General features: G+C 62.6%; 21 protein-coding genes and 1 tRNA gene. 7 read left to right on the forward strand and 15 right to left on the reverse strand.

Annotated elements, in window-relative coordinates:
* Window positions 1-25 precede the first annotated feature (25 nt).
* From JJ896_01610 to JJ896_01620, 3 genes are read left to right on the forward strand one after another with little or no spacing between them, the layout of a single operon-like run.
* Complete coding sequence (locus JJ896_01610; GenBank protein ID MBO6778325.1) at window positions 26-1,102, forward strand: M42 family metallopeptidase; 1,077 nt, start codon at window positions 26-28, stop codon at window positions 1,100-1,102.
* 6 nt (window positions 1,103-1,108) lie between these two features.
* Complete coding sequence (locus tag JJ896_01615) at window positions 1,109-1,660, forward strand: hypothetical protein (protein MBO6778326.1); 552 nt, start codon at window positions 1,109-1,111, stop codon at window positions 1,658-1,660.
* A gap of 5 nt (window positions 1,661-1,665) precedes the next feature.
* Window positions 1,666-2,838, forward strand: coding sequence for an FAD-dependent oxidoreductase (locus tag JJ896_01620; protein MBO6778327.1), 1,173 nt, complete (start codon window positions 1,666-1,668; stop codon window positions 2,836-2,838).
* A 478-nt stretch (window positions 2,839-3,316) separates the two neighbouring features.
* Here JJ896_01620 and JJ896_01625 read toward each other — a convergent pair.
* Window positions 3,317-3,405, reverse strand: a tRNA-Ser gene (locus JJ896_01625).
* Between the two features lie 149 nt (window positions 3,406-3,554).
* Here JJ896_01625 and JJ896_01630 point away from each other — a divergent pair.
* Window positions 3,555-4,304: a VTT domain-containing protein gene (locus tag JJ896_01630; GenBank protein MBO6778328.1), complete on the forward strand. Its 750-nt coding sequence runs from the start codon at window positions 3,555-3,557 to the stop codon at window positions 4,302-4,304.
* An 18-nt stretch (window positions 4,305-4,322) separates the two neighbouring features.
* Here JJ896_01630 and atpG read toward each other — a convergent pair whose 3' ends face one another.
* The 10 genes from atpG to JJ896_01680 form a co-directional block, all read right to left on the reverse strand.
* Entirely contained in the window at window positions 4,323-5,240 is a 918-nt protein-coding gene (gene atpG, locus JJ896_01635) for an ATP synthase F1 subunit gamma (GenBank protein ID MBO6778329.1), read from the reverse strand.
* Window positions 5,241-5,251: 11 nt separating this feature from the next.
* Complete coding sequence (locus tag JJ896_01640; protein MBO6778330.1) at window positions 5,252-6,841, reverse strand: F0F1 ATP synthase subunit alpha; 1,590 nt, start codon at window positions 6,839-6,841, stop codon at window positions 5,252-5,254.
* A 33-nt stretch (window positions 6,842-6,874) separates the two neighbouring features.
* Entirely contained in the window at window positions 6,875-7,426 is a 552-nt protein-coding gene (gene atpH, locus JJ896_01645; GenBank protein ID MBO6778331.1) for an ATP synthase F1 subunit delta, read from the reverse strand.
* Between the two features lie 2 nt (window positions 7,427-7,428).
* Entirely contained in the window at window positions 7,429-7,938 is a 510-nt protein-coding gene (gene atpF / locus JJ896_01650) for a F0F1 ATP synthase subunit B (protein ID MBO6778332.1), read from the reverse strand.
* A gap of 59 nt (window positions 7,939-7,997) precedes the next feature.
* The gene (atpE, locus tag JJ896_01655) at window positions 7,998-8,225 is read right to left on the reverse strand and encodes an ATP synthase F0 subunit C (GenBank protein ID MBO6778333.1); all 228 of its coding nucleotides are present in this window, start codon (window positions 8,223-8,225) and stop codon (window positions 7,998-8,000) included.
* A gap of 77 nt (window positions 8,226-8,302) precedes the next feature.
* Window positions 8,303-9,487, reverse strand: coding sequence for a F0F1 ATP synthase subunit A (gene atpB / locus JJ896_01660; protein MBO6778334.1), 1,185 nt, complete (start codon window positions 9,485-9,487; stop codon window positions 8,303-8,305).
* Window positions 9,484-9,798 carry a hypothetical protein gene (locus tag JJ896_01665; GenBank protein MBO6778335.1) on the reverse strand — a complete coding sequence of 105 codons (315 nt, stop codon included), beginning with the start codon at window positions 9,796-9,798 and terminating at the stop codon, window positions 9,484-9,486. Before JJ896_01665 ends, atpB begins: the two co-directional genes overlap by 4 nt.
* Before the next feature lie 191 nt (window positions 9,799-9,989).
* Entirely contained in the window at window positions 9,990-10,364 is a 375-nt protein-coding gene (locus JJ896_01670; protein MBO6778336.1) for an AtpZ/AtpI family protein, read from the reverse strand.
* A complete protein-coding gene (locus tag JJ896_01675) occupies window positions 10,351-10,767 on the reverse strand; it encodes a polymer-forming cytoskeletal protein (GenBank protein ID MBO6778337.1) in 417 nt (138 codons plus the stop codon). The genes JJ896_01670 and JJ896_01675 overlap by 14 nt, the downstream gene beginning before the upstream one ends.
* Window positions 10,768-10,809: 42 nt before the next feature.
* Window positions 10,810-11,694 carry a M23 family metallopeptidase gene (locus JJ896_01680; GenBank protein MBO6778338.1) on the reverse strand — a complete coding sequence of 295 codons (885 nt, stop codon included), beginning with the start codon at window positions 11,692-11,694 and terminating at the stop codon, window positions 10,810-10,812.
* 157 nt (window positions 11,695-11,851) lie between these two features.
* Between JJ896_01680 and rpsT the strand changes: the two genes are divergently transcribed.
* Window positions 11,852-12,103 carry a 30S ribosomal protein S20 gene (gene rpsT / locus JJ896_01685; protein ID MBO6778339.1) on the forward strand — a complete coding sequence of 84 codons (252 nt, stop codon included), beginning with the start codon at window positions 11,852-11,854 and terminating at the stop codon, window positions 12,101-12,103.
* A 58-nt stretch (window positions 12,104-12,161) separates the two neighbouring features.
* Here the strand turns inward: rpsT and JJ896_01690 are convergent, their stop codons facing one another.
* Window positions 12,162-13,118: a DUF3667 domain-containing protein gene (locus JJ896_01690; protein MBO6778340.1), complete on the reverse strand. Its 957-nt coding sequence runs from the start codon at window positions 13,116-13,118 to the stop codon at window positions 12,162-12,164.
* Window positions 13,119-13,222: 104 nt separating this feature from the next.
* Here JJ896_01690 and JJ896_01695 point away from each other — a divergent pair, with 104 nt between their 5' ends.
* Together JJ896_01695 and queG are read left to right on the forward strand one after the other, a co-directional pair.
* Window positions 13,223-14,449: an OmpA family protein gene (locus JJ896_01695; GenBank protein MBO6778341.1), complete on the forward strand. Its 1,227-nt coding sequence runs from the start codon at window positions 13,223-13,225 to the stop codon at window positions 14,447-14,449.
* A gap of 64 nt (window positions 14,450-14,513) precedes the next feature.
* The gene (gene queG / locus JJ896_01700) at window positions 14,514-15,470 is read left to right on the forward strand and encodes a tRNA epoxyqueuosine(34) reductase QueG (GenBank protein MBO6778342.1); all 957 of its coding nucleotides are present in this window, start codon (window positions 14,514-14,516) and stop codon (window positions 15,468-15,470) included.
* Here queG and JJ896_01705 read toward each other — a convergent pair.
* The 3 genes from JJ896_01705 to lysS all read right to left on the reverse strand — a co-directional run bounded on the left by JJ896_01705 (window position 15,467) and on the right by lysS (window position 21,100).
* Window positions 15,467-18,166, reverse strand: coding sequence for a PAS domain S-box protein (locus tag JJ896_01705; GenBank protein MBO6778343.1), 2,700 nt, complete (start codon window positions 18,164-18,166; stop codon window positions 15,467-15,469). The genes queG and JJ896_01705 overlap by 4 nt on opposite strands.
* A gap of 97 nt (window positions 18,167-18,263) precedes the next feature.
* Complete coding sequence (locus tag JJ896_01710) at window positions 18,264-19,553, reverse strand: MFS transporter (GenBank protein MBO6778344.1); 1,290 nt, start codon at window positions 19,551-19,553, stop codon at window positions 18,264-18,266.
* Window positions 19,550-21,100, reverse strand: a complete 1,551-nt coding sequence (gene lysS, locus JJ896_01715; protein ID MBO6778345.1) for a lysine--tRNA ligase — start codon at window positions 21,098-21,100, stop codon at window positions 19,550-19,552. The genes JJ896_01710 and lysS overlap by 4 nt, the downstream gene beginning before the upstream one ends.

A 21,100-nucleotide genomic window follows, 5' to 3' on the forward strand; every position in this document is an offset into this window, starting at 1 on the left:
TTGCCGCCAAACCAACCCGGATGCAATGACCGCAGGAGACCGCGCCTTTCTCAAGGAGCTTCTAGACACCCCCAGCCCCACCGGATTCGAACTTCCAGGCCAGCGCGTCTGGGCTCGCCGCGTGCGCGAGTTCGCCTCGGAGGTCGGCAACGATGCCTATGGCAACACCTGGGCAACGCTGAATGGGCGCGGCGGTCCGACCCTGATGCTGGAGGCCCACGCGGACGAAATCGGTTTCATGGTGAAGTACATCACCGACGACGGATTTCTGCATGTCGACCGCATCGGTGGCTCCGATCATGCGATTGCACGTGGCAAACGGATTCGGATTCTTGGGGACGATGGCCCCGTGCTTGGCGTCATCGGAAATACCGCGATTCACCTCCGTGAGCGGGGTACGGAAGAGAAGGCGCCGAAGCTGGAAGAGCTGTTTGTGGACATCGGTGCCGGCAGCCCGGACGAGGTCGCGCAGCGTGGCATTCGGGTAGGTCACCCGGCTGTGTACACGGACTCGGTCGATGAGCTCGGCGACGGGAAACTGATCGGACGCGCCCTGGACAATCGGCTTGGTGGATTTGTGATTGCGAAGGTGCTGGAGAACCTGGCGGCGTCGGCCGACCCTCCCGTTGCGACGGTGCTTGCCGTGAACGCGGTTCAGGAGGAGATCGGTGGAAATGGGGCACGCATGGTGTCGTACCGGTTGGAACCTCAGATTGCGCTCGTGCTGGATGTCACCCATGCCACGGACTCGCCGGGGATCAAGAAGGAGAAGCACGGAAAGGTGGTGCTTGGGGAAGGTCCGTCCATCACACACGGCACGGTGAATCACCCCCTGATCGTCGAGCGGCTGATGAAGCTAGCGGAGGCGGAGAGTATCCCGCTGCAACATGAAGCCAGCAGCCGCTTCTCCGGCACGGATACGGACAAGATCTTCGTTACCAAGCGGGGCATACCCAGCGCGCTGATCTCGATTCCCATGCGATACATGCATTCGACGATCGAGATGGTGGATCTGAGAGATGTGGAGAGGACCGTGGCGCTGATGACGGCGTTCGCGCGGTCGATTGGGCCAGACGAGTCCTTCCGAAGCAGTCTGGCGTAGACAGGAATGGCACCCGGCCTTACCAGCAGCAGCACGCAACGGGTCGTCTCCGCGCTTGTGGTGGCCCTGTGCCTGGCGCAGGCCGCGTACTCTCAGTCGCAGGAGGAGCCGTACCCAATTGCGGTAAGCCTTGTTGGTGGGTACGTCATTCAACCCGGTATTGTGATTGGCACCGAGTGGACGATGAGTGCTGCTGGGAGTCCTGTGGTCAGGCCTCGGATTGGCGGGTTTTCGTGGCCGCGCGACCATCGCACGCTGCTGGTCGGCGCGGACGCGTCATGGCAGCTGTCGTCGACCTTGTCATCGTTAACGGCCGGCCTTGACGTGCACGTGGAGAGTCGGGTCATCGACGTCAGCGTGAGCATCTCGAGCGGCGACAAAGAGGCTTCCCGGCAGCTGAGACTCCACCTTGTTCCTGCGGTCGGATATCGCCTGGATTGGGGCAGGCAGCGGCTCAAGCACCTCCAGCTGGCCGTCGGGCGCCGACTGTCGTTCACTACGCCCGATGCGCTCTTTTTCATGGTCCAGGTTGGCGGGACCATACGCTTCAGAGACTGAACACCATGCACCGACGAGACTTTGTCCAGCGGATGGCCGCGATGGGACTCGGAGTTCCTGTTCTCGGCACCTTCCTCGGCTGCAGCGAAGACCTGTTTTCCGAACTGGTCGAAACAGATTTCAACGGAAAGGTGCTAGTCGTGGGCGCGGGCGCGGCGGGATTGACTGCCGGATACGCGCTCGCGCGACACGGCATCGACTTCGAGATTCTGGAAGCGTCCGATGTGATCGGAGGCCGCATGAAGCGGTCCCGCGCGCTGGCGGATTTCCCCATCGACCTTGGAGCCGAGTGGATCCATACCGACCCGACCATCCTGACTCGGTTGGTGAATGACCAGACGTTCGATGCGAGTGTGGAGGTTATTCGCTATTCACCTGAAACGATTTCGATCTGGAACGGCAGTCGTCTCAAGGGGCGCAACTGGATAAACGCGTTCTACGCCGAGTACAAGTTCAAGAGCACCACGTGGTACGGCTTCTTCGAGCGGTTTATGCTACCCGCCATCGGAGACCGCATTCGGTTCGCACAGGTCGTTCAGAGTGTTGATTATGCCGGTGACAAGGTGGTGGTTCGCACCGCGGCCGGCCAGGAGTACACGGGAGACAAGGTTGTTATGACCGTGCCGATTGCCGTGTTGAAGGCAGGCGCCATCGACTTTACCCCTCCCCTTCCGGCGGATCGCGTAGAAGCGTTCGAGGACGTCGACGTGCCTCCCATCCTCAAAGCGTTCATCGAGTTCTCCGAAGACTTCTACCCGGATCTGACGATTGATGGAAGCATCACCGATACCGACAAACTCTTCTACGATGCGGCCTTTCGAAAAGACACGGATCGTAATGTGCTCGGGCTCTTCGTGATCGGAGACAAGGCCACCGCCTACACGGAGTTGGCTACGGAGGAGCAGGTTGTCTCGCGGGTGCTGGGCGAACTGGACACCATTTTTGGTGACAGAGCGACGCCCGCCTACCTGGGCAGTGTGGTTCAGGATTGGACCAAGGAACCGCACATCATGGGTTCCTACTCGCACTGGGAGCGGGAGTCATCCCGAGAGCTTCTGGCGCAGCCGCTCGGCGCGAACCTGTTTTTTGCAGGAGAGGCGTTGGCTGAGGAGTGGTCTACCGTGCATGGCGCGAGTTTGTCGGGTTGGGATGCGGTTCGAGCGTTGCTCAGCGCCTAGCGGGTGACCGGGACGGGGGCGGCCACGTCCCGCAGATGGGCACACGACGGGCTTGGGATCCAGCCCGAAAGTCTATGGTGGCCGGGGGGATTTGCTCGGCTGCGCCTCGCACATCCCGTCGGGGGGTGGGGGCTGCTCGGGATGAACCCTACGGCCCTGCGGCCCTGGGTTTTTTGTGGGGGCGGCCTTACAAGGCGCCTGGCGGCCGGTGTGCTGAATCCTGATTGGGAGTGGGGAGGTCTGGCGGCCGAACCCTAGACGGGGGGATTTGCTCGGCTGCGCCTCGCACATCCCGGGGGGTGGGCCTGCACGGGATGAACCCTACGGGTCTCCGGCCCTGGGTTTTTTGTGGGGGCGGCCTTACAAGGCGCTTGGCGGCCGGTGTGCTGAATCCTGATAGAGGGGGGTGGGGGGCGCCTTGATGGCCGACCCCACAAAAAACCCCCGGCTGCTGGCGCAGCCGGGGGTTCATCCTGTGCGGAGAGGGGGGGATTCGAACCCCCGGTACGTGTTGCCACGTACGCCGGTTTAGCAAACCGGTGGTTTCAGCCACTCACCCACCTCTCCGAGAGGTGCTTTTTGGAGCGGCGGCAACTTACAGCGAACCGGGCCGGATGTTCTAGCCCTGATCCGTCAACTTTCTCTGCAGGAACTACGGCGCGGCGAACCCGGCGCAGGTGCACGGCGTGTAGAAATGCGCATCTTCCTGAATCCGGTTGCTGGACTTTCTCGCCCATTTTGATCAAGAGCTTGGCGCCCTGTTCGTCGAGTACGGGGCGTGGATGTACGTCGCGCTTTTCACTATCGCCTTTCTCGAGGCGACGGTCACTCCCTTCGTTCCTGGCGACGCTCTGGTCTTTGCCGTCGGCGTAGTCGCCTCGACGGAGGTTGCCAGCTTCCCGCTGATGTGGGCCCTCCTGGTGACCGCGACCCTGGCGGGCAGTGTTACCAGTTATGAACTGGGCCGGCGGGTGGGCCCGCTCGCGTTCCGGGAAGACCGCCGATTCCTGAATGCTGAGCAGCTGGCGCACGTCCGCATCCTGTTTGAGCGATTTGGCGCCAAAATCCTGGTTGTAGGCCGCTTCGTACCCCTCGTGCGCACCTTCGCACCCGTGGTGGCCGGAATGACAGCCATGCCGTATTCCCGCTTCCTCGCATTCTCGGTTGTCGGGATTGTGCTGTGGGTCAGCCTGCTGACTGGCGCGGGATACTTCGTGGAGCACGTGCCGATCCTGCACGACAACTTCGGGCTCCTACTGGCCGCCATCTTCGTGCTCAGCTTCGCACCGCTCATCTTCGAGTGGTTCTGGGAGCACCTGGGACGCCCACTCTTCCGCAAGCTTCTCCCCCGTCTCCTGGGCCAGGCCTACGTCTACGCCCGGGAAAGCGGCCGCATGGTAGTACGCGGCACAGCCGCCACCACCCGCCAGATCTTCAAGACAACCCGCCCTCAGCCGAAAGGCTGAGCGATGCCGCGAAGAGGCCTATCCCAGAGCGTCAGCTCCTGACGTGATCTCGATGAGCTCTTTCGTAATCGCATCCTGGCGGGCGCGATTGTACTTGAGCTTGAGATCCTTCAGCAGCTCGTCCGCATTGTTGGTGGCGTTGTCCATTGCCACCATGCGAGCCCCCTGCTCGGCCGCGTTCGACTCCAGCAGTGCTCGCCAGACCTGGTAGCCCAGGTACCGGGGCACCAGTTCGTCGAGAATCTTCTCGGCGCTGGGCTCAAAGATGTAGTCGACCGCAGCTTCAAGGTCTGCCTGGGCCGCATCGCCCTCCTGCTCTGCCATCACCGGCGTGAGGAAGTGCTCACTCGGAATGGGCAGGAACGGCTCCACCACCCGGTTCTGGGAGATGGTGTTCTTGAATTCGTTGTAGATCAGGAATACCTGATCCCACTTGCCGGACTGGTAGCCCTCCACCGCAACATCCGACACCGAGTCGGCCGAGGAGAACGTAAGCCTGTCGAACGTTCCCCGGTAGTCGCCCACCAACTGGTGGCCGCGACGCCCGAAGTGCTCATGCCCTTTGCGACCCACACAGATCAAATAGAGATCTCCGTTGTCCCGCTCAGTGGCAAAACGCTCATTGATGGTCTTCTCGGCGACCTTGATCAGGTTCGAGTTGAACCCGCCCGCCAATCCACGGTCCGCCGTCACGATGATGAGGCAGACGCCCGGCGACACATCATCCAGACTGAACAGCGGGTGGCTCGCCGGATCCACATGACGCTTCAGGTGCGCAATGATCTCACCAATCTTGAACGCGTACGGACGCGTCTGGAAGATGCGCTCCTGGGCACGGCGCAGCTTGGCCGCCGCCACCATTTTCATGGCGCGGGTGACCTGCTGGGTATTCCGGACCGAATTGATCCGGGTGCGGATGTCTCTGAGGCTGGCCATGCGTCGTTAGCCTAAGCGGTCTGCAGGGCGACGAGGTCTTTGGCGACCTTCATCAGGGTCTCGGCGGCCTCGTCGGAGGTCTTTCCGGTGTCGCGGATGCTTGCCAGCACATCGGCGTGCTTCAGGCGCAACCGCTCGATGAACTCCTTCTCGAAGGCACCAACCTTGTCGGCGGCGATGTCGTCCAACAGGCCTTTCGTAGCCACGAAGATGATGGCCACCTGCTCTTCCACCGGGACCGGCTCGTAGAGGCCCTGCTTCAGCACCTCCACAAGGCGGGCACCACGCGTCAGCTGCCGTTGCGTGGCGGGGTCCAGGTCAGAACCGAACTTGGCAAACGCCTCCAGCTCGCGGTACTGAGCCAGGTCCAGACGCAGCGTACCGGAGACCTTCTTCATGGCCTTGGTCTGGGCATTACCACCCACACGGGACACGGAGATACCCACGTTGATGGCGGGGCGCACACCGGCGTTGAAGAGCCCGGACTCGAGGAAGATCTGACCGTCGGTAATCGAGATCACGTTGGTCGGGATGTACGCGGACACGTCACCGGCCTGCGTCTCGATGACCGGGAGAGCGGTCAGCGAACCGCCGCCCTTGACCTTGCCTTTCAGCGAGTCGGGCACGTCGTTCATCTGCGCCGCAACCGAGTCGGTACCGTTGACCTTGGCCGCACGCTCCAGGAGCCGTGAGTGCAGGTAGAACACGTCACCCGGGTAGGCCTCACGTCCCGGCGGACGACGGAGCAGCAGCGAGACCTGGCGATACGCCACGGCCTGCTTGGACAGGTCGTCGTAGATCACCAGTGCGTGCCGACCGGTGTCGCGGAAGAACTCGCCGATGCACGCGCCGGCGTAGGGCGCGATGAACTGCAGCGGCGCCGGATCGGACGCGGATGCGTTGACAATGGTCGTGTACTCCATGGCGCCGTTCTCTTCCAGGGCGCGCTGCACCTGGGCAACGGTGGAGTTCTTCTGACCAACTGCGACGTAGATGCAGAAGACCGGCTTGTCGGTCTGGTGCGTCGACTTCTGGTTGATGATGGTATCCACCAGCACGGCCGTCTTGCCGGTCTGACGGTCTCCGATCACGAGTTCACGCTGACCCCGACCAATCGGGATCATGGAGTCGATGGCCTTGATACCTGTCTGCAGCGGCTCAGACACCGGCTCACGATAGATCACCGACGGCGCCTTGCGCTCCAGCGGCATCTCAAACGTCTCACCGGAAATCGGGCCGCGGCCGTCGAGCGGATTGCCGAGCGGATCGATCACGCGACCCAGCATGCCCTCGCCCACGTTGATGGACGCAATGCGCTTGGTGCGGCGGACTTCGTCGCCCTCTTTCACGGCGTCGACTTCGCCGAAGAGCACGGCACCCACATTGTCCTCTTCGAGGTTGAGCACCATGCCGGTCACACCACTGGAGGGAAACTCCAGCAGCTCACCAGCCTGCACTTTCGAGAGGCCGTAAATGCGGGCGATACCGTCTCCAACCTGGAGAACGGATCCTACTTCGTAAACGTCGGTGTCGGCTTCAAAGCCGCCGAGCTCGCGCTTCAGGACTGCAGTGACCTCATCGGGCCGGATTGCGGTTGCCATCGCGTATCGAATTGTTGGGCCTCGAGGCCCGAGTTAGTTCATCAGGGCGCCTTCCATCATCCGCTCGCGAAGCGACGCAAGGCGGTTGGAGACGCTGCCATCGTACACCGTGTCGCCTACCTGAACGACAATACCGCCGATCAGGGAGGGGTCTACCGACACTTCCAGTCTGACTCGCTTGTTCAGTCGCTTCTCGAGCGATGCGGCCACTGCCGAGCGGTCGGCCTCGTCGAGAGCCCGTGCACTCCGGACCGATACCTGGACGATGCCCAGTTCCTCGTCGCGCAGGCCACGGTAGGCAGCCAACACGTCGGCCACCTGTCCTTCCCGCCGCTTGTCCACAAGCATGTGGAGCAGACGAAGACTCAGCGCTCCTACCCGGTCCTTGAAAAGCCCATCGACAACGGACTTTTTCTTGTCGCGGGAAATGACGGGGCTGTCGAAGAACTGCTGCAGATCACGGGAGCCGGCCAGGGAGTCGCTGATAACAGCGGTATCCTCGTCGGTGGACTCCACGTTGCCCGCGGCGCGTGCCTCTTCGAGTAGCGCCTGGGCGTAGCGACGTGATATTGCGAGATCGCTCATGCCTAGTTGGTCGGCAGATCGTTCAGGAAGTTGTCGACCAGCTTGCGCTGACGGGCATCGTCAACGCTCTCGCCCAGAACGCGTCCGGCTGCGGAGATGGCCAGGTCGGCCACTTCGTTGCGAAGCGTCTGCAGCGCGGCGTCACGCTCGCGCTCGATTTCCGTCTGCGCAGATTCCTGCATGTGACGGATCTGGGCTTTGGTCTTCTCGACCTCCTCGGTTCGCAGGGTCTCCGCCGTGTCACGGGCCTCACGCAGAATCTTCTGCGCATCGGCTTCCGCCTCACGACGGGCCTTGTCGTTGTCTGCCTGGATCTGCCGAGCTTCGGCCAGGGCCCTCTCGGCCTGGTCGATGGACGACTGGATCGTGTTCTCCCGCTCTTCCAGCGCACTGGTGATGGGTCCCCAGGCGAAACGCCAAAGGAGCAGCCAGAGCAGGCCGAACGTGATCAGTATCCAGACGGCCAACCCAATGTTGGGAGACAGGAGGCCTGCTGCCAGGATCGGTGTCATGGTCTAAAGGGTCATGGGCCGGTCCCCAATCAGGACCGGCCGTATTGCCGGGGTGGCGACTACTTGATCGCCAGCAGGATGCAGATAACCAGACCGAAGAGCGCCACACCCTCGATGAGAGCGGCAGCGATAATCATGGTCGTCCGGATATCGCCTGCTGCTTCCGGCTGGCGGGCAGAGCCCTCCATGGCCGGGCCGGCAAGGCGGCCAATGCCGAGGCCGGCTCCGAGTGCGACAAGACCGGCGCCGAGTCCTGCGCCCAGGTAAGCCAAAGCTGTCGGTTCCATTGTATCAGTTGTGTTCGTGTAGGGTGGTAAGGGTGGCCGGCCGGCCCCGCATCAGCGGAGTCGGCATGGCCGGATAGTCATTCGAGTACCGTCTCGCCCAGCTCCGCGAGCGCAGGCGCGTGGTGATGATCCTCGTCGTGATCGTGGTGGTGCTCAACAACGGCCATGCCGATGAAGAGCGCCGAAAGCATGGTGAAGACGTACGCCTGGATGAAGGACACCAGGAGCTCCAGACAGTAGATGAAGAGCGAGAACGCGATACTGACCGGTGCCACGCCGTAGCCCGCCAGCGTGCCGAAAAGGCCGCCGAAGGTGAAAATCAGTCCGATGAGGCTGAGGATGATCAGGTGGCCGGCCGTCATGTTGGCAAACAGCCGAATGGCCAGGGCGATGGGCTTCGTAAACAGGCCCAGGAGCTCAACCGGAACCAGGATGGGCTTGACGAAGCCCGGCACACCCGGAGGGTTGAAGACGTGCGCCCAGTGATCCTTGGTGCCCCCCAGCTGCGTCAGCACGAAGGTGATGGTGGCCAGGACCGCCGTCACCATGATGTTGGAGGTGGCCGTCGCCCCGAAAGGCACGAGGCCAATCAGGTTGCAGGTCAGGATGAAGAAGAAGACTGTCAGCAGGTACGGCAGGTACTTGTCGGTCTTGTCGGCCAGGTTCGGCCGGGCAATCTCGTCCCGCACGAAAAGCACCAGCGTCTCGAGCGTGTTCTGCAGCCGACCCTTGGGGGCCGACGTGCGCCCGACGCCCGCCTTGTACTTGCGGGCCATTGACGTGAACAGCAGGAAGACGATGATCATGCCGAACCACGCGAACAGCAGCTGGCGTGTGATGGACATGTCCAGCACCACTGAGGTGCCCGCAGGCGGCGCGAGAGCGGCGTAGTAGTAGTCGGTGCGTTCCTCGGTTGCGACCTCGGCGTCGTCATCAGCCGGCTCGGTCAGTTCCTCGGAGAGCACATCGGCCGGATCGTCTTTCCCGGCATCCTCCCAGGTGGCCACGTAATTGCCGGCGAGGACCGCCGAAGTCGAGGACCAGAAGAAGTCCACGCCCAGGCCGCCTTCAGCGTCACGCACAATGAAGATGCGCGGCAGTTCGACCTTTGGACCGGGTGAGAAATCCCAGTAATATCCGTCCGACGAGTGACCGACGACGTCAAGTTCTTCCCCTTCTGCGGCTGCGAAAGCCGGCGTGCCGGAAGCTGCGAATAACAGCGCGGCGAGCAGCGAAAAACCGAATCGGCTGGACTTGATCATGTGCGAGCGACCGCCTGTCGAGTCTGTTGCCGGTGTAGCACGGTAACCTCGAGCACGAGGGCCATCGCAAACACCGCGAAAAAGCTGGTTACGAAGGGCAGCGGCTGAACGGGCGCCAGTGCGAGCACCAGAACCACGGCCGTCGCCGCCATCATGAGGCGAATGGCCATGCCGCCGAACGCCACCATCATGAAGGTGCGCGCCGACTTCCGGAGGGCCAGTCGATAGGTGATGAAACTTGCAAGCCCGTAAACCACACCGAACGCGATTCCGAGGGTCAGACTCAGTACGTAAGCGTCGTTGGGCTCCACAGTGTTTGGGGGGATTGGGCTGGGGTTTCGGGCACCCCTGTTTCAAACAGGTGGCCATTCTACGTCAGCCCTCTTGCAGGGGATGAAGAGGAGGGGTGAAAACTGAATGAACGGGCCGGGGTGAAGCAGTGAAATAGGTGTGAACGGCCCCGAAATCGAGCTTTTTGCTGCCCGGCGACAGTCCCCCCGGCCTATCGGCGCTCCGTACCTCCTCCGTTACCGGAACCGTCTTTCCACGGGTCCTCATCCCGCCATTTCTCTTTCCACGGGTCCCGACCCCAGGCGGCATCGTCCAGCTCCCGGTAAGACTTGCCGGCGCCCGACGTCTTGCTTCCGGCATTCATTTGCCTGACCACCCGCACGAGCTGCAGAAAGAAGGCGATCATGCCGACCACCGCGCCCGCCACCAGAAACCAGGGCGAGGTATCCAGCCAACGGTCAAGCAGGTAGCCGATGGCCACATAGACCAGGACGGCACCGGCCAACTGCAGACCCAGGCCCAGGTACGGGCTCGAATCGCGAAGACCCGCCTGCCAGGCTGGCCCCTTCTGGTCAGGACTGGCCAATGACCGGTTTCTGCTTCGTATCGCTGCCGTCGCCCATCATGGCCTTGCGAGCGGCATCCAGGCGACCCATGGAGCAGTTGCCTTCAAATTTGGCCCCTTCCTCCACCACCAGACGCGACGTTCGAATGTTGCCCTCAATGTCCGCGGTGGACTTCAGCAGCAGCCTGTCGTCCACGACAAGGTCTCCCTTCAGCTTGCCGGCAACATCGGCGCTCTTCGCTTTCAGGGTGCCGTCTATGACACCCTTGTCAGCCACGATCACCTTGCCCTCAACCGTCAGGTCTCCAAGGACCCGACCGTTGACACGCACGTCCGTGCTGGCGCGCATCGTGCCCTCGAGTTCGGTGCCCTCACCGATGAGGTTGATCGAGGAGAGGTCCGGCGTTGTCTGTGTTTTCGCCATGTCAGTACTGTTGTAGCGGTGTGGCCCGAGGACGGCCCCCCATTATAAGGCCAGCAGGTAGTCTTCCGGATCCTGGGCCAACCCGTCCCGCCATAATTCAAAGTGAAGGTGGGGCCCGGTGGTGACTTCGCCCGTGTTCCCCGACATGGCGATGGGCTCTCTGGCCGATACGCGGTCCCCGACTCTTTTCAGGAGTCGCTGGTTATGCTTGTACACGGAAAGGAATCCACCGGAGTGCTGGACTGCAATCACGTAGCCTCCGTCATGCGTCCAGTCTGCCAGGACGACGTAGCCTCCACTGAGCGATCGTACCACCGACCCTTCGGTCACGGCGATATCCAGGGCATAGTGTCCGATCCGCGGTTCAAACCCCCTGGTCACAAAACCATCCACAGGGGGCAACGCAGGAAATCGTGGTATCGACAATCCTGACCCGGCGGCAAGCGCCACGGGCAGTCCCTGGCCTTCCTCGATGGGCAGCGAACCCAGATTGAGGGCCGGGCGCTGGTGATCTTCCCAATCGGCAGAGGTAGGATCTCCGGCGATCGCCTGATCCGGGTCCGGGTCAGACACGGGCGCCTCGGCATCCGGGGTTACCCGGCCCATCATCAGGGCACGCAGGTGGGTCATGTAGTCGACCTGAGCCTGCAGCGAGTCTTCCAGGGCTTCCAGACGCAGCATGTTCAGGCGAGCCTCCGAACGCATCTCGGCCGTTGCCAGGCCAGGAAACAGGCCGCGAAGCGGGGTTACGACCACCAGCAGGAGCATGAACAGTCCCAGGACAAACGAGACCCCCACCAAGGCACCAATCACCTGAGAAGGATGCAAGCGATAGCGTCGCGGCGCGTCCAGTCCGTCCTCATCCAGCAAGATGACGTCGAGCGCCTGGCCGGCACTACGCATGAAATCACTGAGAAAGGAGAACATCAATCAGGACGGGTCGTGGGATCGGCCTCAACGAGACCGCTGAGAAGCCGGTTCCGGTCCGTCAGGCATTGACGAAATGGATCCGATTGGCTATTATGGCGGGCTCTGCGTAAATCAGTGATCGGCCCGAGTGACGGGCCCAACTCGCGTTCCCAACATGCCCCAGCACAAGTCAGCCGCCAAGCGCGTCCGGCAGGATCAGAAGAAGCGTGCAGCAAACCGCCTGCACCGTAGCCGTATGCGTACGATGATGAAGCAGCTCCGCTCCACGGAGAACAAGGAGGAGGCCAACTCCCTGCTCAGCGACGTCAAGGCGTATCTCGATCGTCTGTCGGCCAAGCGGATCATTCATCCGAACAAGGCGGCCAATTACAAGAGCGCTCTCGAGAAGCAGGTCAACGCCCTGTAGAGTTTGACGCTTGCCCCGATTTGGAAAGGCCCGGTTCCGTAAGGACTCGGGCCTTTTTCTATACCTGCCAGTACGTGAGCCAGAAAAGCAGGAAGCGGTAGGCCAGCACAAGCGCCAGATAAACGATGCACAGGACCAGGGCGCGCAGGGCCGCAGCACCGACCGCATCCTCATAAAACCGTCGAAGCCCGAAGAACACGTAGAAGCCGAACGGAATCATGCTTCCGAGTTCGCTGAACCCCTCGAACCAGACGGCCAGCCGGGGGCGACTGAGAAGGAACTCGCGAAAGGCTTGCTCGCCACCCATCAACTCCACCAGTCCGGCGGTCAGGAGCACAAACGCTCCCAGATACAGCACCCCGATGGCAATCAGGTCCCAGGCCATGAGGTGGGTAGCAAACACCACATGATCCGCCGCCAGACGCCTTCGCCCTAGGTAGAGCAGCACGAGCGTCAGCGCCAGAAAGGGGATGATCACAATCACCAGGCTGCTCGCCAGGCGGCTTGAGAGTCCGTCGAATCGCTCCTCGTAGTTCCGGAACTCTGACTGCCATCTTGCCTCGTATACCGGCCGCGCAAGACTGTCGGGATGCAGGTCCTCGGCAGCCAGCGTCACGTGCAGCCGTTCGGTGACCCGGGCGCGGACCACATCGTACAGACCCGCGTGGTCACTGTAGAACTGCCGCTCCATCTGTGATCGCAGCGGCGTGTTGTAGCCCGTGTAGGTGGTGAGAGGCTGTACAAGGAAGTACACCACGTTCATGAGCAGGAAAAGCCGAACCGGGTGCAGGTAGGCCCGGCGCCTGCCGATCGCCCAGAAGCGGGCCAGTCGTCCAGGCCGGACAAGCAGCACCCCCACGGTTCGCCACAGTACGCTGTCGACGTTGGTCACCTCTCCAAAGAGGCGGCCGATCAGCGCCCTGACCGTGCGGTCCTCGGGTTCCACGCGGCGTTCGCCGCACTGCGGGCAGAATGCCCCCGGCCGGTCGGTGCCACAGGTCGGACAGGTCTCCATATGGAGAATCTAGCCCGCATGAGTCTCAAAACAGTACCCCGACCCCGCCAAAACGGCAGAAAAACGATGTTTCCGGAAATGGCACGGGAATTGGCGTCCGCATCGTGACCAAACCTGCACTCATCACGCACCACTGCGGTCTTATGCTCAAGACCTTCCGTCTTCTGGCCTTCTCCCTGATCCTGGGCACACTCGGGGTTGACGCCGCATCTGCGCAGGCCAATCAGTTCCGGGACTCCCGGGCGCACCTCGGTGTGGCCGCAGGTCTGTTTACCTATCACGGACCGATCGACCTGCTTCAGCGACGCAGTGCCTCCAATTTCGTGCGTGAAAGCGATCCGGCCGCGGTCTTCTTCGGCTCGTTCCCCATCATCTCCGACCGGTTCTACTTCCGCGGGATGCTGGCCTTTACCAACTTCTCCCAGAGCGATGGCGAAGCACTGGTGGCGGCTCAGCCGCAGCCGGCCAAGAACGAGTTCCTGACGAGCTTTCTAATGCTCTGGGAGCCGGAGATCGTGATGACGCTCACGCCTGGATCCAGGTCACGCGTGTTGCCCTACATCTTCACCGGCTTCGGAGCGATGGTGGCGGACCCCTTTAAGTCCAACCCGCAGGTGAACATCCCCGGCACCGGCGTGCCTGGCCCGGAGCGCTCCGTCTACCACATCCCCGTAGGAGCAGGCATCGACGTAGCCTTCAACGGCTGCTGGTCCGCGTTCGCGGAGGCCAGCTGGCGGTTCGACCTGAACTACGTCTGGCGCAATGAGGCCGACTACGATCCGCACAATACCTCCCTGGTCATGGGCGGTATCCGCATGTGTCTCAACCGTCGCAAGGTGCGCGCTCCCGAGCCTACCCGTATTCCCCCGCCGATGACGGTGCCGGCGTACGCTCCGCCACTCCCCGAGTCGCCCCTCATGTGCCCGCTTGTCGAGCTGAACTCGGTGTACTTCGAGTACGGCAGCGTTGAACTGAGCGCCGAAGCCCGGGCCATGCTGGACGAGAATATCGAGGCCCTCACCATCAACGAGGCCTGCTGCGTGGAGATCATCGGTTACACCGACCGGGATGACTCCGGCATTGATGCACTGCGCATGTCCCGAGCGCGGGCCGATGCGGTCTTCAACTATTACGTGCGCCGCGGCCTGCCGGAAGACATGTTCACCGTGTCCGCGCAGGGCTATGGCGAGGCCTGCGGCAAGGCCAAGGACACCGAAGGTCCCGGCTGTCCGCGTGCCAGGCGAGTGGACTCACTGCCCTTTGACTGCGCCCAGGTCCTGCGGGGATCGATCCGGAATTCGTTCCGGCGCCCGCTGTACGAAAACTTCTAGGCTCCCCTCCCGGCAACAGCCCTCAAGAGGCGGCGTTCTCCCCCGAACGTCGCCTCACCTGTCTATGCCCGGATTTGATGCCTCCCAGCAGGAACGCCTGGCGCGCCGTCTCAAACAGCGCGCGCAGGAACTGGGCTTTCTTGCCTGCGGCATCTCGACGGCCGGACCCCTGGATCAGGAGGCGCGTGACCTCGAGGCCTGGCTGAACCAGGGACGACACGGCACCATGAAGTGGATGGAGAACCACTTCGACAAGCGCATCGACCCCACCCTGCTCGTTCCAGGCGCGCGCAGCGTGGTGTCCGTACTGCACAATTACTACCCGGAGCGCCAGCCTCCGGCAGACCCCGACATCGGCCGCATCAGCCGGTACGCCTGGGGAGACGACTACCATTCGGTGATGAAGGAGCGTCTCGCCGAACTGTTCGTCTGGTTGGGCGATGAGGTCGGCGACATTTCGGGACGGGTCTTTGTCGATTCGGCGCCGGTGATGGACAAGGCCTGGGCCAGGCGGAGCGGCCTTGGCTGGATCGGCAAACACACCAATTTGATCACCCGGTCGGTAGGCTCGTGGTATTTCATCGGCGAGATGATCATCGACGTGCCCCTGCCTGCCGACGGCCCGGATACCGACCACTGCGGCACGTGCACCCGCTGCATCGATGCCTGTCCGACGGATGCGATCGACGCGCCCTACCAACTGGACGCGGCCCGGTGCATCTCCTACCTCACCATCGAGCACCGCAACGAGACGCTGCCCGAAGAAACGGCCGGCGACATCGGAAACTGGATCTACGGATGCGACATCTGCCAGGAGGTGTGTCCCTGGAACCGGTTCGCTACTCCCACCGAGGAGCCCCGCTACGCAACCAGGACCGGCCTGCCTGACACGTCGCTTGAGGCCTGGGAGGAACTGGATACGGCCGGTTTCCGTGCCCTCTTCAAGGGCAGTGCGGCCAAACGCGCCAAGTATGCCATGTTCATGCGCAATGTGCGCAATGCGCTGGAGAACCGGCCCTAGCCGCGATGGGCCTTCGGCATGCGGGGCGCCGTCAGATCGGGCGTGCTTGCCGCCGGCAGCGTGATGCGGAAGGTGGACCCGCCGTCCTTGACGCTTTCCACCTCAATTCTGCCGTCCATGAGCTGCAGCAGCTTGCGCACGAGTGCAAGTCCGAGCCCCGTACCCTGAAAACGGCGGTTCTTCCAGTCCTCTTCCTGGGTAAACGGCTCGAACAGGCGCGCCTGAAACTCTTCAGAGATACCGACTCCGGTATCGATGACCTCGATGTCCACCTCGGAGCGCTGGTGCCGCGTGGTGACGGTCACCGATCCTTCATCCGTGAACTTGACGGCATTGGCGAGCAGGTTGTCAAAGACCTGCTCCAGCCGATGGGCGTCGCCAAGCACTTTCGGGTCCCGGCTGTCCAGTTGAAGATGCATGCGCACACCCTTCTCGCGAAGCTGCGCTGCGAGTTTCTGGGCGCTCTTGCGGATGACCCCGTGGATGGCCACCGGTGACTTGCGCAGGGTGACCTCGCCCATTTCAAGGTTGGACACCTCAAACAGGTCCTGCACCAACTCAAGGAGGCGTTTGGAGCGATCTCCGATGGCCTTCACAAATTCCTTGACCTCGTCCGGCATGCGCACGCCGAGGGACTGCTCCGTTTCGGCGATTTCGCGATCCAGCAACTGGGAGTAGCCTTGCACGGCGCCGAGCGGAGTGCGAATCTCGTGGCTCATCGTGGCCATGAACGCCGTTTTGCGACGCGCCTGGGTTTCCGCCTGCTGTTTGGCCGAGAGCAACATCTCCTCAGCCTCCTTGCGCTCGGTAAGATCAGTCAGCGTGCCGCTCACCGTCGAGAACCCGGTCGGGTCCGGGTGTGGCGCGGCCTGCTCCAGCACCCAACGAACATCGCCGTTTCGATGCCGGATGCGATAGGTAATCTTGCTTTCATGGCCCTGCTCAAGGGTGCGATCGTGCGCCCGCACCATGGCTCGATCTTCCGGGTGCACGACATCCTCGATCCAATCGAGCGTGCCGCTGCGCAGATCCACAAACTCGGGCGCTGCGTGGCCCGTCAGGGATTCCACCTGATCGGTGGCAAACAGATAGCGCCGGGCACCGTCCTCACCGAAGGCAAAGCCGAACAGGACGTTTTCAATGGCCGCGACGATCATGCGGTAGCGCGCGCCGACCTGGATCCAGGACCAGAGTGTCTCGAAGGTTTCCCGGACATTCTCAAGATGGCTGCGCTCGCGGGCGGTCCACGCCGTACGGGCACCGTCCCCCCCGGGGAGTCGCTCCAGCGCCAGGTAGGCATCGTACCCGCCGGACTGCTTCAGCCTCAGCCAGATAGCCTCGTGCAGTTCGATCACGGACGCGAGGGCAGCTGCGTCCGCATCGTGTTCGGGACCCACGTACAGTTCGTTGTTGGGTCCCATGGTGACCAGCACCTCACGGTCCCCTTCGTAGCGCTGACGCGCATATCCGATTGTCGCCGTCCACTGCGCTCGTGTGAAGGGAGCCGATACGGCGGGATCGGAAAGCAGAATACGTACGCGGTCCGCGCCGGAAGCCTCGCCAATGATGCGGGCTGCCGAGTCCAGAAAGACGTTGTCGTCCGGCGATGCGGTCGCCACTTCGCGCAGGGCGGCGGAGGCGGCCTCATACCGTGACTTGGGATCGTCCCACCCGTCGCGGCCACCGACCGTCTGAATGATGATGGTGCATCCGGCCCGCTCCGTCTCGGAGTACACCGGGGATACCGCCAGGTTTGCTCGCTGGATAGTGCCGGATGCGGTTTCGAAGCTCGCTTCGATGCCGCGCGCCGCGTCGCCTTCCACGAGGCACCGACGAATGGTCTTTGCCGCGGTGGGATCAAAGCCCTTCGCCTCGTCAATGGTGCGGTTCAGCCAACCGGCGGACGTGGTGATCCCGAGAATCTCACGGACCCGGTTGTTCATGTAGCGGACCGTGCCGGACACGTCGATCCACAACATGCCCATCGGGCTCTGGTCGATGGCGTTGCGAAGTGCGCCGGAAAGCCCATCGTCTACACCCTGGCCCTCGAGCCGGGTCAGATCAAAGACGACCGCCTCGACCTCATATGCTTCGCTGAAATACAGGTGCATCTCCGCGCGGCGGACGACACCCTGCATGGTGCGATACTGGAAAGAGACGTAGCCACTCTTGGCTGCCGTGACGGAGCGAATGGCCTGCTCGACCTCGGAAATATGTTCCGTGACGGCAACACGGGACCAGAATCGGATTCCGACGATGTCTTCCCTGGAATAGCCGGTACGCCGAGGCCCTTCCTGGTTCACGGAGAGGACCGTGCCGTCGGTCTGCATGCGCAGTACGATGGCCGGCATCTGGTCGAGCAATTGCGCGAACTCGCCGCCTTCTTCGTCCTCTTCCTCGATCGCGTCCGGCTCGTATCCAATGACTACCCAGCCCTGGTCCTCAGCCAGCCGCACGGCATGCAGATAGAGCCCTCCCTTCTTCAAAGGCAGCGTTTCCGACGAATCGGGCTGCATTTCGCGCAGCATCCAGGCCACGTCGTCGGGCATCGGGTGCCCCTCTTCAAAGTCCCAGCAGAGCCGGGCGAAGGGGTTCAGCGTGCCGATCACTCCCTGTGCGTTCACCTCGGCAAAGGCGAACTCCTTGAGGTCTGCAAGCTCCTGCAGCGCATCGGCGCTCAGGGCTGAAACTTGCATCCACGTCGGAGAGGACATCTGGAGAGTCTTGGAGAGTTGGTGTCGATGGGCTCCCGTATCGAAAACGGTGCCAATCCTCTCCAGCCCCCCTCGACACTCAGCTCCGTCCGGGTACCCGGGCCCGGGACCAGCGACGCTCGGCAGGCACCACGGCGGCGATCCAGATGATGCCGGAAATAATCTGCAATCCTCCCAGCAGCATCACGACCGGCGCCAGCGTCATCAGGTCCCACTCAAGGAGCAGACTCGCCGACAGAATGGCCACGGTGTCGGCCGCCATGACAGTCAGCCACTCGGTAGCAAACACCCGCCCCCGCCATCGGTCTTCGGTGCGTTCCTGCAACAGCACGTTGGACAGGACCCAGTTGGCCCCGGAGGTGGCGTGGCCCAGCACAATCAGTCCGACAATCCAGTAGCTCCACGGCACGAGGCCGATGACCAGGTAGCACAACCCGCTGAAGCTGATGCACGCGCCAAGAATGAACGGCCAGTGGCGCCGATCCCTGGCCAGCGCGCGAGCGGCGATGGGACCGATGCCCGTACCCACGCCACGAGCGGCGAAGAGAACCCCGATGGCCACCGATGCCGCGGCCGGTTCAATCGCTTCGCCCATGAGCGCGAGCAGGAACACCAGGCCGCCGCCGGCAATGGCCCAGGTGGCCTTGGCCAGTGCCATGCGCCCGATTTCCGGGCGACGCACCATGTGCTTCCACCCTTCGATCACATCCCTGGCCGCAGTGCGCAGCACGCCGGGCTCGGCAGGCACGGGATCGGTGTCCTGCGGAATGACGGTGCGCCAGATGAACCACGCCGAGAGCAGGTAGGTGAGCGAGTCCAGTATGAACACCGCCTGCAGGCCCAGATACTCGGTGGCAATGCCACCAGCCGCGGCTCCAAACGCCAGCATCGTAGACCACGTTGCTGCCATGAGAGCGTTTGCGGTGACCAGCTCGTTCGGTGCGGTGATATTCGGAACCGAGGAGTTCTGTGCGGGGCGGAATACCGAGCCGATGACTGTCTGCAACACCACCAACGTGTACAGCAACCACACCTCGGACGCCTGGTCGATGACCAGAAATCCGAGCACCACCACCGCGCGAAGCACGTCCGCACCGATCATGACACGGCGCCGGTTCAGGCGATCCACCAACAGTCCGGCTACTGGACTGGCCAGGCCCGACGGCAGCATCTTGGAGATGAATACGGCCCCGAGTGCCAGCTCCGAGCCCGTCAGTTCCAGAACCAGCGCGTACAGCGCGATGGTGTTGAACCAATCACCCAGCAGGGAGACGATGTTTCCCAGCCAGAGCCGGCGAAACATCGTGTTCTGCCGGACCAGCTGACCGTAGCCGACCTCACTCCAGGCGTCGGCCGAGGCGTTCGTCACGCTCCGGCGTCCTCCGTGTCCGAATCCTCTTCAGCCTTCTCGGGCCTGAGCAGCGGAAACAGGATGACATCCCGAATGGACTCTGCGCCCGTCATGAGCATCGCGAGCCGGTCCACACCGACCCCCAGGCCGGCAGTCGGTGGCATGCCGTACTCGAGGGCCCGCAGATAGTCCTCATCGATCGCCATGGCCTCGTCGTCTCCGGCAGCCTGAAGACGGTCCTGCGCCTCAAACCGCTCTCGCTGATCGTCCGGGTCATTCAGCTCGCTGAAGGCATTGCAGATCTCCTTGCCTCCGACGATGGCCTCAAAGCGCTCCACCAGACCCGGCGACGACCGGTGCTTCTTGGCCAGCGGACTGAGTTCGATGGGGTAGTCGGTGATGAAGGTCGGCTGGATCAGGTGGGGCTCGACAAACTCGCCGAAGATCTCATCGATCAACTTGCCTGAACCCATGCTGCCGTCCACCTCAAGCCCGAGGTCTTCGGCGATGGCGGCCAGTTCGTCGCGAGAGCGTCCGTAGAGATTGTAGCCCGTGCGATCCTCGATGGCCTGCAGGAGGGGTACGCGCTTCCACGGCCGCGCCAGATTGATGCTATGCCCGCGGAATTCCACCTGCGTCGATCCATGCACGCTGATGGCGATGTGCTCCACCATCTCTTCCACCAGTTCCATCATCCAGGCATAGTCCCGGTACGCCACATAGAGCTCCATCATGGTGAACTCCGGATTGTGGAACCGGGAAAGGCCTTCGTTGCGGAAGTCCTTGGCGATCTCGTAGACCCCATCGAATCCGCCGACGATCAGGCGCTTGAGATAGAGCTCGTCCGCGATGCGCAGATACAGCGGCATATCCAGCGCGTTGTGGTGCGTGGTGAACGGACGCGCTGATGCGCCACCATAGATGGGCTGCAACACCGGAGTCTCCACCTCCAGGTAGCCGCGATCATCCAGAAAAGAGCGCATGGCGGAGATCATGCGGGCGCGCTTGCGGAAGGTTTCGCGCACCTTCGGGTTTACAACTAGGTCCACGTACCGCTGGCGGTAGCGGAATTCCTTGTCGGTGACCTCATTGTAGACCTGCCCGTCCTGCTCCTTGACTACCGGCAGCGGACGCAGCGCCTTGGCCAGCAGCACCAGGCGCTCGGCATGCACGGACACCTCTCCCATGCGGGTTCGGAATACAAAGCCCTCGACACCCACAATGTCGCCGATATCCAACAGGCGCTTGAAAACCGTGTTGTAGAAGCCCTCCGGCAGATCGTCACGCCGGATGTAGACCTGAATCTGCCCCTCGGAGTCCTGGAGGTGGAAGAACGACGCCTTGCCCATGATGCGGCGGGACATGAGCCGCCCCGCGATGCTCACGCGAAACGGAGCTTCGCCGGTCTCCTGATCGGGCTGGTGCTCCTCATCCCTGAATCCGTCCACGATGGACGCCGAACGATGGGTCACGCTCCACGAATGAGGATACGGTTCGATGCCCGCTTCCTCGAGATGGGCGCGCTCTTCGCGACGCCGCAGCTCCTGCTCGGTACGCTCTGCCAT

This window comes from Rhodothermales bacterium (genome assembly GCA_017643395.1).
GTDB lineage: Bacteria > Bacteroidota > Rhodothermia > Rhodothermales > UBA10348 > JABDJZ01.

Excerpts from the sequence above, each read along its gene's own strand:
- JJ896_01610 (MBO6778325.1), top strand. The coding sequence starts at position 26 with ATGACCGCAGGAGACCGCGCCTTTCTCAAGGAGCTTCTAGACACCCCC.
- JJ896_01615 (MBO6778326.1), top strand. The coding sequence starts at position 1,109 with ATGGCACCCGGCCTTACCAGCAGCAGCACGCAACGGGTCGTCTCCGCG.
- JJ896_01620 (MBO6778327.1), top strand. The coding sequence starts at position 1,666 with ATGCACCGACGAGACTTTGTCCAGCGGATGGCCGCGATGGGACTCGGA.
- atpG (MBO6778329.1), bottom strand. The coding sequence starts at position 5,240 with ATGGCCAGCCTCAGAGACATCCGCACCCGGATCAATTCGGTCCGGAAT.
- JJ896_01640 (MBO6778330.1), bottom strand. The coding sequence starts at position 6,841 with ATGGCAACCGCAATCCGGCCCGATGAGGTCACTGCAGTCCTGAAGCGC.
- atpH (MBO6778331.1), bottom strand. The coding sequence starts at position 7,426 with ATGAGCGATCTCGCAATATCACGTCGCTACGCCCAGGCGCTACTCGAA.
- atpF (MBO6778332.1), bottom strand. The coding sequence starts at position 7,938 with ATGACACCGATCCTGGCAGCAGGCCTCCTGTCTCCCAACATTGGGTTG.
- atpE (MBO6778333.1), bottom strand. The coding sequence starts at position 8,225 with ATGGAACCGACAGCTTTGGCTTACCTGGGCGCAGGACTCGGCGCCGGT.
- atpB (MBO6778334.1), bottom strand. The coding sequence starts at position 9,487 with ATGATCAAGTCCAGCCGATTCGGTTTTTCGCTGCTCGCCGCGCTGTTA.
- JJ896_01675 (MBO6778337.1), bottom strand. The coding sequence starts at position 10,767 with ATGGCGAAAACACAGACAACGCCGGACCTCTCCTCGATCAACCTCATC.
- JJ896_01680 (MBO6778338.1), bottom strand. The coding sequence starts at position 11,694 with ATGTTCTCCTTTCTCAGTGATTTCATGCGTAGTGCCGGCCAGGCGCTC.
- rpsT (MBO6778339.1), top strand. The coding sequence starts at position 11,852 with ATGCCCCAGCACAAGTCAGCCGCCAAGCGCGTCCGGCAGGATCAGAAG.
- JJ896_01690 (MBO6778340.1), bottom strand. The coding sequence starts at position 13,118 with ATGGAGACCTGTCCGACCTGTGGCACCGACCGGCCGGGGGCATTCTGC.
- queG (MBO6778342.1), top strand. The coding sequence starts at position 14,514 with ATGCCCGGATTTGATGCCTCCCAGCAGGAACGCCTGGCGCGCCGTCTC.
- JJ896_01705 (MBO6778343.1), bottom strand. The coding sequence starts at position 18,166 with ATGCAAGTTTCAGCCCTGAGCGCCGATGCGCTGCAGGAGCTTGCAGAC.
- lysS (MBO6778345.1), bottom strand. The coding sequence starts at position 21,100 with ATGGCAGAGCGTACCGAGCAGGAGCTGCGGCGTCGCGAAGAGCGCGCC.